General features: G+C 42.7%; 14 protein-coding genes and 1 tRNA gene. 14 read left to right on the top strand and 1 reads right to left on the bottom strand.

The genetic code is table 11. The features are described from left to right. Positions 1-194: 194 nt before the first annotated feature. Positions 195-698: a DUF2240 family protein gene (locus A9239_RS03690; protein WP_048120084.1), complete on the top strand. Its 504-nt coding sequence runs from the start codon at positions 195-197 to the stop codon at positions 696-698. Between the two features lie 216 nt (positions 699-914). Here A9239_RS03690 and A9239_RS03685 read toward each other — a convergent pair whose 3' ends face one another. Beyond that, positions 915-2543: an alpha-keto acid decarboxylase family protein gene (locus A9239_RS03685; RefSeq protein ID WP_048156715.1), complete on the bottom strand. Its 1629-nt coding sequence runs from the start codon at positions 2541-2543 to the stop codon at positions 915-917. A 613-nt stretch (positions 2544-3156) separates the two neighbouring features. On the opposite strand from A9239_RS03685, the gene A9239_RS03680 reads away from it, so the two are divergent. The 13 genes from A9239_RS03680 to A9239_RS03620 all read left to right on the top strand — a co-directional run bounded on the left by A9239_RS03680 (position 3157) and on the right by A9239_RS03620 (position 13449). Continuing rightward, the gene (locus tag A9239_RS03680) at positions 3157-3537 is read left to right on the top strand and encodes a 50S ribosomal protein L18e (protein ID WP_048102688.1); all 381 of its coding nucleotides are present in this window, start codon (positions 3157-3159) and stop codon (positions 3535-3537) included. A 10-nt stretch (positions 3538-3547) separates the two neighbouring features. After that, entirely contained in the window at positions 3548-3970 is a 423-nt protein-coding gene (locus A9239_RS03675) for a 50S ribosomal protein L13 (RefSeq protein ID WP_048154417.1), read from the top strand. 13 nt (positions 3971-3983) lie between these two features. Next, positions 3984-4388, top strand: a complete 405-nt coding sequence (locus A9239_RS03670) for a 30S ribosomal protein S9 (protein WP_048120079.1) — start codon at positions 3984-3986, stop codon at positions 4386-4388. Positions 4389-4392: 4 nt separating this feature from the next. Further along, positions 4393-4581: a DNA-directed RNA polymerase subunit N gene (locus A9239_RS03665; RefSeq protein ID WP_011306430.1), complete on the top strand. Its 189-nt coding sequence runs from the start codon at positions 4393-4395 to the stop codon at positions 4579-4581. Further along, positions 4582-4656 (top strand) — tRNA-Pro (locus tag A9239_RS03660). It abuts the gene before it with no gap. Positions 4657-4769: 113 nt separating this feature from the next. Continuing rightward, a complete protein-coding gene (locus A9239_RS03655; protein WP_011306429.1) occupies positions 4770-4952 on the top strand; it encodes a DNA-directed RNA polymerase subunit K in 183 nt (60 codons plus the stop codon). Between the two features lie 70 nt (positions 4953-5022). Continuing rightward, complete coding sequence (gene rpsB, locus A9239_RS03650; RefSeq protein WP_048154420.1) at positions 5023-5766, top strand: 30S ribosomal protein S2; 744 nt, start codon at positions 5023-5025, stop codon at positions 5764-5766. Positions 5767-5836: 70 nt separating this feature from the next. Then, a complete protein-coding gene (locus tag A9239_RS03645) occupies positions 5837-6634 on the top strand; it encodes an MEMO1 family protein (RefSeq protein WP_048154423.1) in 798 nt (265 codons plus the stop codon). 253 nt (positions 6635-6887) lie between these two features. Beyond that, positions 6888-7793 carry a mevalonate kinase gene (locus tag A9239_RS03640; RefSeq protein WP_048154424.1) on the top strand — a complete coding sequence of 302 codons (906 nt, stop codon included), beginning with the start codon at positions 6888-6890 and terminating at the stop codon, positions 7791-7793. A gap of 96 nt (positions 7794-7889) precedes the next feature. Then, positions 7890-8672, top strand: a complete 783-nt coding sequence (locus A9239_RS03635; protein WP_048154427.1) for an isopentenyl phosphate kinase — start codon at positions 7890-7892, stop codon at positions 8670-8672. A gap of 3 nt (positions 8673-8675) precedes the next feature. After that, the gene (gene fni, locus A9239_RS03630) at positions 8676-9773 is read left to right on the top strand and encodes a type 2 isopentenyl-diphosphate Delta-isomerase (RefSeq protein ID WP_048154430.1); all 1098 of its coding nucleotides are present in this window, start codon (positions 8676-8678) and stop codon (positions 9771-9773) included. Positions 9774-11104: 1331 nt separating this feature from the next. Continuing rightward, positions 11105-12448 carry an RNase J family beta-CASP ribonuclease gene (locus A9239_RS03625; RefSeq protein WP_048120068.1) on the top strand — a complete coding sequence of 448 codons (1344 nt, stop codon included), beginning with the start codon at positions 11105-11107 and terminating at the stop codon, positions 12446-12448. A gap of 35 nt (positions 12449-12483) precedes the next feature. Further along, positions 12484-13449: a polyprenyl synthetase family protein gene (locus tag A9239_RS03620; RefSeq protein WP_048120066.1), complete on the top strand. Its 966-nt coding sequence runs from the start codon at positions 12484-12486 to the stop codon at positions 13447-13449. Positions 13450-13455 lie beyond the last annotated feature (6 nt).

The raw sequence follows: 13455 nt of genomic DNA, 5'->3' as shown, positions 1-13455 counted from the left end.
TTACACTATTAATAATATTATACTTTTCAATAATATTATACACTTAAAATGTCATACTTTCAACAATATTATACTCTTATCAATATTATTCTTTCAATAGTAGTATACTTTCAACAATATTATACATTTTAAATATTATACTTTCAATATCAAATTAAACTCTCTGTGTCAGATCAATTTTATGGGTGCAGTTAATGGAAGAACTTAAACGCGTAGTCTCTGTTCCTTTTAAAAAAACTCTTGCAACTTCTCTCTCGGAAAAGGATTTTGAGTATTCCCTGGCTTTTGACCTGAAATGGTTTTCCCCGAAAATTGCCTCAAAAGTAAAGGAAAAAGCCCTTGAAGCAGGGTTTCTAATACTTAAAGCCGGGGTTCTTGTGCCCGGTTTTGATGTGGAAAGTATCCGGGTTCCACATGCTTTCAAGCCGTCAGAGAATTTTCTTGAAAATTCAGACCGTTCTGGAGAAAAAGTGCAGGTAAAAGAAAAAATTTCCTTTGAGCAGGTTCTGGAATTTATCTCCGCAGACATTGGGATAAGCCGGCAAAAATTGGTTTCCGAGATTAATTTCATGCAGGACCGGCTTTCCTATCTTGTGGATATCCGGATCGTGGCACTTATTGTAGCAAAAAAGTTCGGATGCGATATTTCTGGAATTTATGACAGGGTTTCGAGGTCGGTACTTGGCATATCTTATTAATAGATTTTCTGCAACTACTCAACAGAAGATAACAGTACCTGTAACTACTTAAATAGAAGAGAAGTTGCAGCTGTCTAAGGCAAATTTTGGCTCTTCGTCATTCCTTCTGGACAAGATTTTTCAATTCAAGACCACATTTTTATTCAAACATATCGGAGAAAAGTCGCCTGAGAGAACAACTTCCCTTAACTCCTTAATAGACTTAAATTGTACTTTTTACAAGTTTTTGTGAATTGTTTCCATAAGCGAGGGAGCCGATAATTTCGGTGTAACTATTTCGATGTATGCGCCCGTTTTAGCATTATCTAGCTCTCTCATGACCTTATCAAGGTCCCTGCAGGTAGTAACCTTTCTCGTAATCCAATCATTGCAGCCGAGAACATCCGGTAACTTATAGTATTGCCACTCTGCAAGGTCATTATAGCAGTAATCTACTTTTTTAGACAGCATTCTTTCTATCAGGTAGCCTTGGTTATTCAGCACGAAAATAATAGGCTTTAGACCATGGCGGTAAAATTGGCTGATTTCCTGAGCAGTCATCTGGTGTGACCCTTCTCCAGTAATAAGAATTACTCGCCTGTCAGGTGCAGCCAGTGCAGTGCCAAAGGAAGCGGGAGTAGCCCAGCCAATCGCTGCCCAAAGCATCTGGTTCTCGAACTTAGTTCCTTTTGGTAAAAGTAGGGGTAGTAACCCATAAAAGGATGAGCTTGAGTCAGCTATAATTATGTCATCGGGCTTAAAGAACTCCGCGTACTTCGCGTATAAATAGTCGGCCATTATCGGATCTTCAGCATTTATCTCTGGAACAGCTGGACGTCTGGCAAAAGGGCCGTTGATGTCGGTACGCTTGTTAAGCCTTTTGGTGAGTTCCTCCAGTACATCAAGCATCTTTACATTGATATAATCGGTATACCCTATATGGGCACTTGAAGGCATGATATTGATGATTCGGGACTTATCCAGCTTAGCCGTGAACTTGCCTGTGTTAACATCAGATAAGATAGTGCCTATAACAAGGATACAGTCGCAGGATTCCACGAATTCTCGGATTTCAGGATTGATAAGTTTTCCCATGTATAATCCCAGGTAGGAGGGATTAGTCTCGTCAAGCACTGACTTATCCAGAGCCATAGTAACATAAGGCAAGCCCGAAGCATTAATAACAGCCATAGACAGGTCCTTGAGTCCAAACCTGTCAACAAGAAAACCTGGCATAACACAGGCTTGCTTTGCATTCGAGATTTTACCTGCAATAATCGAGACCACTTTTTCAAGAGTTGCAGGGTCGCTTTTTACAGGTTTTCTTACAGGCGCATTAAAGGATGAAATATCTGCATTCACATAGTTGTGAGGTATTGCAATGTAGACAGGACGGTGGTTCTCCAGGGCTGTTTCGATAACACGCTCGACTTCTTGAATACAGTTTTCTGGAGTGAGCATCGTACTTGCACATACTACTGGCGTAGCCATTTCCATAAATATGCTGGATTCTCCGGCTCCCAGCGAGTGATGAACTATAGCATGAGTCTTCTGTACCTGTATTTTTGGCATTCCGACAATATGGAATACCAGATTATACTCTGCATAAGAGCCTGCTATACCACATAGTGTGGAAAGTTCACCTACGCCAAAAGTAGTAGACAGTGCAGACATGCCTTTAACACGAGCATAACCGTCAGCAGCATAAGCAGCATTCAGTTCATTGCAGCAGCCTATCCAGCGAAGCTCTTTATCATCACAGATGGCGTTGTTGATTGGAAATGCAAAGTCTCCTGGCACACCGAAAACATCCCTTATTCCCAGTTGCTTTAATCTATCCAGAAGGTATTGAATAACTGTCAGCATGATAATACCACCCATTTTCTGTCAGCGGTTTTCTGTTTGCGTTTTCCTGCCCGCTTGCCCGCTTATTTCATATTTTGTACCAGGCGCAGTAATATATTGTTGACACTTATTAGGAAGTCTAAATTCGTTTGCCTCCTGCTTATAGATCGGATACTAATTGTATGCGAGATTTCCCGCTTTCCCAACACTGATTATTCCCCAAAAACTAATTGTTCCCCAAAAACTAATTGTTCCCCAAGTAATATAATTCGTTTAATATTATAAAAATGGGATTTCTTTCTAATACATTCTATCACGAGGTTAGCTCAAAAGCAAGTATTATGATTAATGAGTAAATCGAAGATTGAGACTATAAGCAAACAGAATCAAAAAAATATTAGAGACAAAAAAGATTATTATTTGGAATTCTTGCAAATCGGACTAATGATGCACATAATCTTTATGTACTAGAAATGTTATTCACATCATACCAATTCCGACTAATCGCTTGTTCTTTAAATTTGCTGCTTTTGGATTCAAGTTCCGAAGGAGCAGCTATAGCGATGTTCGAACGCGATAGGGAATTTTTTTCCGCGTGAGTGAGGTTTATACAAATCTTGCGGAGGAACATACATTGGGTAAAAAATCACTGGTAAAACTAACAAGAAAAACAAATCCAAGAATCGTTTCCCTGATTCTTACCCTGAAGGAGAGGGCAAATACAAACACTGCCCCCATCTGGAAGGATATCGCGAGACGTCTTGAGATGCCGTCCAGAAACTATGCGGCTGTGAATTTAAGTAAGATTAACAGGCACACAGCAGAGGACGATGTTCTGCTTATTCCGGGAAAAGTACTGGGCGCAGGTCTTCTTGACCACCCTGTAACTGTTGCGGCTTTAACCTTCAGTGACTCTGCAGTTGACAAGATCACTGAAGCCGGTGGCAAGTGCCTGAGTCTCGAAGAGATAATGGAAGCAAATCCAAAAGGGTCCGGTATCCGGATTTTCCGCTGAGGTGTCGAAGATGACGGTTATCGATGCAAATGGGCTTATTCTAGGACGTCTTGCAAGTACAGTTGCAAAACAGTTGCTTTCAGGAGACGAAGAAATATATATTGTAAACGCTGAAAAAGCCGTAATTTCTGGCTCAAGGGCGACCACCCTCAAAGAATACCGGCAAACCCGGGAAAGAGGTGCTACGGAATTCGGGCCTTACTTCCCGAAGCGTCCGGACCGCATCCTTAAGAGGACTGTCCGTGGCATGCTACCTTATAAGAGAGCAAGAGGCAGAGACGCAATGTCCAGGCTTAAGGTCTATGTAGGTGTTCCCGCCGAACTCAAGGACACTGAAACAATCACAATTGCAGATGCCGATATGAGGCTTTTAAGCTCAAGTAAATATATTGAACTTGGTGAAGTGAGCCAAAAAATGGGTTCAAAATTTTAAAGGGTGAGTCCTCATGGTCAAAGTAGTTAATTCATCTGGAAAGCACAAGACTGCAACTGCACGTGCAACAGTCACAAAAGGAACCGGGAAGATCAGGATCAACAAAATTCCGCTCGAGCTATATACTCCAGAGCTTGTAATGATGAAGATCTCAGAACCTCTGCTGATCGCAGGAGATGAAGTGGTCTCTGGACTTGACATTAATGTAGATGTCCGGGGCGGCGGAATTATCGGACAGGCTAATGCGGTAAGGACCGCAGTTGCCAGAGGTATTGTGGAATGGACAAATGACACAATCATCAGAGATAACTTCGCAAGCTATGACCGCAATTTACTTGTAAGCGATTCCAGGCAGAAAGAATCAAAGAACTTCGGTGGGCCCGGAGCAAGGGCTAAATACCAGAAATCTTACAGGTAAGACTATGATCCCAGTCCGATGTTTCTCATGTGGAAAAGTAATCTCAAACTATTGGGATGAGTACAAAAGACGTGTCAGTGATGGCGAAAACGCTGCTGCAGTGCTGGATGATCTTGGGATCACCCGCTACTGCTGTCGCAGAATGCTGTTAAGCCATGTTGAACTCGTTGATGTGCTTTCGCCGTACCAGTAAGGGACCGTAGGGTAGCTTGGTCCATCCTTCGGCGTTCGGGACGCCGGAACCTGAGTTCGAATCTCAGCGGTCCCATTTCCCTATTTTCTGGGTGCTGGTTTTAAGGCATGTACTGTAAAATATCAAACTTATCATGATTCTAAATTATCGGAATTCATCGGAGCGTTTTTAAATTTCAGGGTGATCAGTTGGTCAAGGAAAAGTATACCCGGTTTGAGCGTGCACGGATCATAGGCGCAAGAGCATTGCAAATTGCAATGGGAGCTCCTGTCCTTGTTGAAGATGACGGGCGACTGGACCCTCTTAATCTTGCTATTAAAGAGTTGAAGGCCGGAGTTATTCCTATAACGGTCAAACGTAAAACCAATTAAAAACGCAGTGGGATACATTTTCAGATATTGAATGTGTTTTATTGTTGATTCTATATTATGAGGTGACTTTATGGAGGAAATTGAGCAGACAGGGCAGGAGGAAAACAACAAACAGCCTTTGCCTGAAGAAAATATCGTGGCTGAAGCAAAACCTGCACCTGAAAAGGAAGCCGCAGCAAAAACCGGATCTGTGCCTGTAGAAGCAGAGGAAGAAGAACCTCCTACAAAAGAAGGTTCTACTTCTCTTGTTTCTATTGACGAATACCTGGCAGCAGGCGTTCACATAGGCACTCAGCAAAAGACCCAGGATATGATGCGTTTCGTATACAGGGTCAGAACTGATGGATTATATGTGCTTGACATCCAGTCAACAGATGAAAGAATAAGAGTTGCAGCAAAATTGCTGTCTCACTATGACCCTTCAAGGATCCTTGTGGTTTCTTCAAGGCAGTACGGTCAGCATCCTGCAAGGATGTTCTCCAGAGCATTAGGCACAAGAGCAATGCTCGGAAGGTTCATCCCAGGCTTACTTACAAACCCTCAGATCCATGGTTTCTTTGAGCCTGACGTTGTGATTGTAACCGACCCTGCAGGTGATGCCCAGGTACTAAAGGAAGCTTCAAGCATCGGAGTGCCTGTTGTAGCACTCTGTGATACTAACAACCTGATTTCCAATGTGGACCTTGTAATCCCCACAAACAACAAAGGTAGAAAAGCTCTTTCCCTTGTCTACTGGCTGCTTGCAAGGGAAGTCTCCCGGCTTAACAGTACTCCTTTCAATTACGAGTTGACTGACTTCGAAACACCTCTCTGATTCCGAAAGGCAGCCCTGCAGACTGCAAGGATATATAAAAATAGCCCGTATTTTATATGGGTGATCATAAATGAGACAGCCAGCAGTTGCAGGGCAGTTCTATCCCCTGCGTCCTGAAAATCTGGAGAAAGAACTTAAGCAATGTTTTGAAGGTCTGGATATCCGGGAAAGAAATATCCTGGGAGCGGTTTGCCCGCATGCAGGATATGTATATTCAGGAAGAGTTGCTGCACACGTTTATGCAGCTCTTCCCAAAGCCGATACATATGTCCTTTTTGGTCCTAGTCATACGGGATATGGTTCACCGGTGTCAGTATCCACGGATACCTGGAAAACTCCCCTGGGAACTCTCGAAGTTGATCGAGAACTTGCCGAAGGACTAGCGGGAAGTATTGTTGATGTGGATGAGCTTGGACACCGATACGAGCATTCGATCGAAGTTCAGCTTCCTTTTCTTCAATACCGCTTTGATCAGAATTTCAGGATTCTTCCTATTTGCCTGGGTATGCAGGATGAAGAGACCGCAATTGAGGTGGGGACCCTTATTGCCAACCTTGTTTCAAAAAGTGGGAAAAAAGTCGCCTTCATCGCATCCAGCGATTTTACTCATTACCAGCCTGCAAACCTTGCAAGGGAAACGGATAACGAAATTATAGAAGCTATCCTTAATCTGGATGTTCCAGGAATCTATGAAAGGCTTTATAGAAGAAATGCATCCGTATGTGGATATGGACCTATTTCTGCGATGCTAACAGCCTCAAAGAAGCTTGGTGCAACTCGGGCTGAACTGCTTAAATATTCAAATAGTGGTGAGGTTTCCGGAGATATGAACGCAGTTGTAGGATATGCCGCAATTATTGTGGAGTAATTCCGTAGAAAAACGGAGTACATCTGTTTTTAATTAAAGATACAGAAACACTTACCTGTTCCAAGTAAATTTTTTACGGATTTCAGACTTTATTAACCTAATCTAGGTCTGTAAAAAATAAAACAATAAAAAATAAATTGAATAATCCATTAAATTAATTTATTACTGAGTTAGAAGTCAATATGCTTTCATTTCGAATGTAAATTCATTACTTTATATCTTAAATCGAATTTATGAATTTCAGAGGAGTAATATGATTTCGTGTTCTGCCCCCGGGAAAATTTATCTTTTCGGAGAACATGCGGTTGTCTACGGAGAAACCGCAATAGGATGTGCAATTGAATTAAGGACCCGTGTGCGGGTGGAATTATGTGACTCTATAATAATTCAGTCGGAAATTGGCCGAACAGGGATTGATTTTGAAAAACATCCTTATATCTCCGCAGCCATTGAGAAAATGAGAGAACTCGTACCAATAGATGGTGTTCATCTGAAAGTTGATTCTGAGATTCCTGTGGGCTCGGGACTCAGTTCATCTGCCGCTGTTACGATTGCAAGTATAGGTGCGCTCAATAAAATGTTTGGCTGTGGCCTCTCTCTCGAAGAAATCGCTAAAATGGGGCATGAAATCGAAATTCAGGTACAAGGAGCCGCAAGTCCTACTGACACTTATGTTTCTACATTCGGAGGGGTTGTGACCATTCCCGATAGGAGAAAGCTGAAGACGCCCGATTGCGGAATTGTTATCGGGGATACAGGAGTTTTCGCTTCTACAAAAGAGCTTGTAACAAATGTGAGAAAACTCCGTGAAAGTTATCCACATCTTATAGAGCCTCTGATGGTTGTCATTGGAAGAATTTCCAAGACCGCAGAACCCTTTTTCCAGGCAGGAGATTACTCTTCAATTGGCAAACTTATGAATGTGAACCAGGGTATTCTGGACGCACTTGGCGTAAATACTTTTGAGCTCTCCAAATTAATATACTCCTCTCGGGGAGCTGGAGCTTTCGGAGCAAAGAGTACAGGAGGTGGAGGTGGGGGATGTATGGTTGCCCTTACAGCACCTGACAAATGTACACAGGTTGCTGAAGCCATTACAGGTGCAGGGGGCAAAGCAATCATAACAAAACCCACGGAACAGGGCTTAAGGTTAGAATGAATAACTCAAACTTTGAGCTCTTGGAGTCTTATTTCATAATTTCGCGTTATTCATAAAGGAAGCTGAAAATTTTAAAAAGGTATTAAGTGATATTGCATGAATGTCTCAACCGAACCTGTTATCCTGAAACTTGGGGGCAGTGTCATTACTGACAAAGCTGCAGATCAAGGGGTTGTAAGAGAGGATGCCCTCCTGAGAATTGCAAAAGAAGTTTCCGAATACAGGGGAAAAATGATTATTGTACACGGTGCAGGTTCTTTTGGGCACACCTATGCTAAAAAATATGGGCTTGGCAGGGTTTTTGATCCTGAAGGAGCAATTGTAACACATGAGTCTGTCAAGAAACTTGCATCCAGAGTGGTAGATGCTTTAAATGATTACGGAGTCCGGGCTATAGCCGTACATCCTATGTGCTGTACGGTTTGCAGAAACGGGCGAATTGAGAGTATGTACCTTGATAACATAAGGCTCATGCTCGAAAATGGGCTTGTCCCGGTGCTGCACGGAGATGTTGTTATGGATCTTGAGCTCAAAGCGTGTGTGCTCTCAGGAGACCAGATAGTCCCTTATCTTGCAAAAGAACTCAAGATTACTCGGCTCGGGTTAGGCTCGGCAGAGGATGGAGTGCTTGATAACAACGGAAAAACCGTACCTGAGATCACCCCAAAAACTTTTGAATATTTCAAGCGTTATATAAAGGGGTCGGGAAGTACCGATGTTACGGGCGGGATGCTCGGGAAGGTGCAGGAACTTCTGGAACTTAGCAAAACGTCTTGTATTACATCATATATATTCAATGCCAGGAAAGAGGATAATATATATCGGTTCTTAAACGGAGAATCTATGGGAACCACAATCAGTCCGGACAAAAGGGTATGAAGTATGATTAGCACGACCTCACAGCGAAAGATCGAACATCTGAAATTGTGTGCTGAAAGCCCGGTTGAATCCCGAAAAGTCAGTGCGGGCTTTGAGGATGTGACCTTGATCCACAGGGCGCTTCCGGAACTCGATATGGATAAATTGAACCTGTCTATAGACTTTCTTGGAAAACGCCTGCAAGCTCCTTTTCTGATCGCTTCGATTACTGGAGGTCACCCTGGCACTACTTCTGTAAATGCTGCACTTGCCGCTGCGGCTGAAGAGCTGGGTGTAGGAATGGGAGTTGGAAGCCAGAGAGCTGCAATTGATGACCCTTCCCAGGAAGAGTCTTTCAGGGTCATCAGGGAAGAAGCTCCGAATGCTTTTATATACGGAAATGTGGGCGCTGCTCAGATTCGCCAGTATGGAATTGATGGACTTGAAAAACTCATAGAAATGATCGACGCCGACGCCCTTGCCATTCACCTTAATTTCTTACAGGAAGCCATCCAGCCAGAAGGGGATAGGGATGCCACTGGCTGTCTTGACATGATAAAAGAAATCTGCTCCGTACTGAGCAAGCCAGTAATTATTAAAGAAACAGGAGCCGGGATCTCAAGGGAAGATGCAATTCTCCTCCAGAAAGCAGGCGTGTCTGCAATTGATGTAGGAGGTGTGGGAGGCACAAGTTGGGCAGGCGTTGAGGTATACCGAGCCAGAAAAAGTGAAGATTATGCCTCCGAACACCTTGGGGAACTTTTCTGGGACTTTGGAATTCCCACGGTTGCCAGCATTATAGAGTCTAGGGTTTCCCTTCCAATTATCGCAACCGGTGGAATCAGGACAGGGGTTGATATCGCAAAATCCATTGCTCTTGGAGCCAGTGCGGCAAGTGCAGCCCTGCCTTTTGTAGGTCCTGCTCTTGAAGGGAAAGAAGCGGTTGTCAGAGTCCTTTCTCGCATGCTGGATGAATTCAGGATTGCGATGTTTCTCTGCGGTTGTGCAAACATACAGGACATGCGTAACGCACCTGTGGTTGTTACTGGCTGGACTCTTGAATATTTGGGGCAGCGTGGCTTTAACGTAAAAGACTATGCCGTAGCGGGAGACTCGTTCTGAACCCTGGCGCAGAATTTGGTTTACTTGTATTGTAAATATTAAAACCCGATCTGTATTAATATTCGGATTATATCGGTAAAATATAATAGCCGTTATGTTAATTAGAAGGGTCGTTCTACAACAATATTTATACATAATATGAAAGTAATGTTCGGGAATAGATCGTTAATATGAATAAGTGGTCTGCATTCCGAATCCTGGAAAACTGACTTGGACTATACGGACAGGCATAGGATTCATCTGAATTATCTGGAGTTAATAGCAATACATTAGATCTGCTTCAGGTTCATAAATTGCCAGAATATTATTGCTGTAAAATCGATGAAGTTCAGAAGTCCGTTTCATAAAAATACCTTAAAGGCGATGAAACTAAGAGTTAGTTTCATAGAATTATTGTAAAATCAATTACACTAAAGAGTTCTTTCACAGTTATTCAGGCTGAAATTACTTAGTATGAAGGAATTTCGTTACAGAAATAGAATTATTATGATAATTGTAAACTCAGGGATTTTCTGGTGAAGGTTAGAATCACCTGATAAGGTTATCATGATATAATTATCCAGATGAGAATGGTTTGATGAGAAACAGCTGGGATAGAATTAAAATAAATTAAAAGAAGCTAAAATATATTATAGTAAATTATAATAAGTCAGAATAAATCAGTATAAGCCAGAATAAATTCAGAGTGGATTGAATAAAACCAGGAATTTATTAGAGAAACCAGAATAAACCAGAAAACCAGATATAAAAACGCCCCAATAATAAAACCAGGAATAAAAAAGCCCTAATTATAACAAAGCAGGTTGCTGAATAAGCTCTAGAAAAATCAGCTAGAATAGAAAGGCGGATGTTTTCAAAGCATTTTAAAGGCGGAAATTTAACTTTACAGGATTGATTGAAAATCAGGTTCTAAAAAATACTGGCCAGTAAAAGAAGAGCACGTAAAGGCTCCTGGTAATTGAAATAATAGCAGATTTTGTTTGATCTGGAAAGGTAGAATCCTTTAAAAAAATGTGTATATAAAGAGAAGAGTATCTAAAGGCAGTTCTGGGGCAATTCTGGAGCGTGCTTGGCAAACATTTGAGTATCTGTATATAAACAGATATATTAAAGTAGAATTCTTCTGCAAGAGATGTAGCCTGATTCGTCTCATCGGGAGTGGAGTTATTCCTGCAACAGGGCTGGGTATGGTTGCTCTAAGGCTAATTCTGTGTTAGGCTCTAACTATGCTGTACCATTCACATCGCAGCTATCATTTTAAGGTTATCACCTGATCCGTTTTTTAAGGATTGGGGTTCACAAGGATAAAAAAATAAATAAGAGGTAAAAATATGACTGAAATAGGAATTGTTGCAGTTGGCGGTTACAATGAGATGGGCCGTAACATGACTGCAGTTATTGTAGGTGAAGATATAATCATTCTGGATATGGGGCTTCGTCTTGATAGGGTTCAGATCCATGAGGATGTTGAAATTGATAAAATGCATTCTCTCGAACTTATTGAGATGGGAGCAATTCCTGATGATACTATTATGAAAGAAATCAATGGAACTGTCCGGGCAATTGTCTGTACTCACGGGCACCTTGACCATATAGGTGCAATTCCGAAACTTGCTCATAGGTATAATGCCCCAATTATCTCTACGCCCTATACAACGGCTCTTATCAAGCAGCAGATCGAGGCCGAACGCAAGTTTGAGGTTTGCAACAGGGTTATTCCATTGAATGCGGGCGGAACTTACCAGGTTACGGAAGATATTTCCATTGAGTTCATCAACGTCCAGCATAGTATTATTGATTGTGTGCTTGCAGCAGTTCACACTCCAATTGGAGCGGTCCTTTATGCCTGCGACTTTAAGCTGGACCGCACTCCTACAATGGGTAAAGCTCCTGACTTCGAGCGCCTTAAAAGCCTCGGGAAAGAAGGAGTTGTTGCAATGATTGTAGAGAGCACGAATGCCGGACGTTCAGGTAAAACTCCGTCGGAACAGATCGCAAAGGATATGGTTAGGGATGTACTGCTTGGAACAGAAGAGTCAGATGTAGGAATGATTATTACTACCTTTGCCTCCCATATTCCCAGACTAAAAGCAATTATTGAAGCTGCTGGGGAAATGGGCAGGATTCCTGTGCTTCTGGGGCGTTCAATGGAACGCTATGTTGGGGCTGCTAAAGATCTTGGCTATCTGGAACTGCCTTCCAATGTCGAGATGCACGGCCAGAGGAAGGATGTAGATAGAGCTCTCAAACGCATTATCCAGGATGGAAAGAACAAGTACCTCCCAATTGTTACCGGGCACCAGGGAGAGCCAGGATCTATCCTTGTACGCATTGCAAACGGGGAAACCCCATATGTAATTGAGCCAGGAGATAAGGTTATCTTCTCTGCAAATGTGATTCCGAGTCCTATGACTCAGGCTAACCGCTATGCCCTTGAGACCAAGCTCAAGATGCGGGGCGCTAGGATTTATGACAATGTACATGTATCAGGGCATGCATATAGAGAAGACCACTGGGAACTCCTGCGTATGGTGAATCCTGAACATGTAATCCCTGCCCATGGAGACATGGAGATGCACGGACACTACATCGAGATGGCGGAAGATGCCGGGTATGTACTTGGAGACACAGTACACCTTCTCAGAAACGGTGAAGTGTTATATATAGAAGAATAACTGTATAAGAAATCATTCCGTACCTCGTGATATTTATGACGTTAGTTGATGAGATCAAAAAAAGAAGTGTCCACGTTGACGCCGCAATTGACGAACTGCTTCCGGTAGTCCGTCCAGAGGAGCTATATAAAGCCTCTCGCTACCTGGTAGATTCAGGAGGAAAACGCCTCCGCCCCGCAGTTCTTATTCTGGCAGCCGAAGCTACAGGCTCGGAACTCAAGTCTGTCTTACCTGCAGCGGTGGCCGTGGAACTTGTACATAATTTCACTCTGATCCATGACGACATAATGGATAAGGATGAGTTACGCAGAGGGAAGCCTGCAGTTCACATGATATGGGGTGAAGCCGGAGCAATCCTTGCAGGTGACACTCTTTATTCTAAAGCTTTCGAGATCCTGTCTAAAGTTGAAAACGAGCCTGCAAGGATTTTGAAATGTATGGATGTTCTTTCAAAAACCTGTACAGAAATCTGCGAGGGCCAGTGGCTTGATATGGATTTTGAAAAGAGGGAAAAGGTTAGTAAAGCTGAATATATTGAGATGGTGGAAAAAAAGACCTCTGTCCTTTATGCAGCTGCAGCCAAGATCGGGGCTCTTCTTGGAGGAGCTTCTGATGAGATTGCTGAAGCCTTATCTGAATATGGGCGCTTTATAGGGATTGGGTTCCAGATGTATGACGATGTTCTGGATATGGTCACCCCAGAGGAAGTGCTCGGTAAGGTAAGAGGTAGCGACCTTATGGAAGGGAAACATACTCTTATTGTAATCGATGCTTTCGAAAAAGGTGTGAAACTGGACATTTTCGGAAAAGGGGAAGCAACTCAGGAAGAAACTGACGAAGCCGTCCGGATTTTAACCGAATGCGGATCAATTGATTATGTAAAGGACCTTGCAATTTCATATATCAATGAAGGCAAAGCAAAACTGGACGCTCTGTGTGACTGTCCGGAAAAGGAGCTTCTCCTTCAGATTGCCGATTATATGATCTCAAGGAACTACTGAAAGTCG

This window comes from Methanosarcina sp. A14 (genome assembly GCF_001729375.1).
Lineage (GTDB): Archaea > Halobacteriota > Methanosarcinia > Methanosarcinales > Methanosarcinaceae > Methanosarcina > Methanosarcina barkeri.
Note: the sequence above shows the minus strand (reverse complement) of the source record. Positions and strands in the feature narration are given on the sequence as shown.

Coding starts and splice junctions, on each gene's coding strand:
- A9239_RS03690 (WP_048120084.1), top strand. CDS start 195: ATGGAAGAACTTAAACGCGTAGTCTCTGTTCCTTTTAAAAAAACTCTT.
- A9239_RS03685 (WP_048156715.1), bottom strand. CDS start 2,543: ATGCTGACAGTTATTCAATACCTTCTGGATAGATTAAAGCAACTGGGA.
- A9239_RS03675 (WP_048154417.1), top strand. CDS start 3,548: ATGACGGTTATCGATGCAAATGGGCTTATTCTAGGACGTCTTGCAAGT.
- A9239_RS03670 (WP_048120079.1), top strand. CDS start 3,984: ATGGTCAAAGTAGTTAATTCATCTGGAAAGCACAAGACTGCAACTGCA.
- A9239_RS03665 (WP_011306430.1), top strand. CDS start 4,393: ATGATCCCAGTCCGATGTTTCTCATGTGGAAAAGTAATCTCAAACTAT.
- rpsB (WP_048154420.1), top strand. CDS start 5,023: ATGGAGGAAATTGAGCAGACAGGGCAGGAGGAAAACAACAAACAGCCT.
- A9239_RS03645 (WP_048154423.1), top strand. CDS start 5,837: ATGAGACAGCCAGCAGTTGCAGGGCAGTTCTATCCCCTGCGTCCTGAA.
- A9239_RS03640 (WP_048154424.1), top strand. CDS start 6,888: ATGATTTCGTGTTCTGCCCCCGGGAAAATTTATCTTTTCGGAGAACAT.
- A9239_RS03635 (WP_048154427.1), top strand. CDS start 7,890: ATGAATGTCTCAACCGAACCTGTTATCCTGAAACTTGGGGGCAGTGTC.
- fni (WP_048154430.1), top strand. CDS start 8,676: ATGATTAGCACGACCTCACAGCGAAAGATCGAACATCTGAAATTGTGT.
- A9239_RS03625 (WP_048120068.1), top strand. CDS start 11,105: ATGACTGAAATAGGAATTGTTGCAGTTGGCGGTTACAATGAGATGGGC.
- A9239_RS03620 (WP_048120066.1), top strand. CDS start 12,484: ATGACGTTAGTTGATGAGATCAAAAAAAGAAGTGTCCACGTTGACGCC.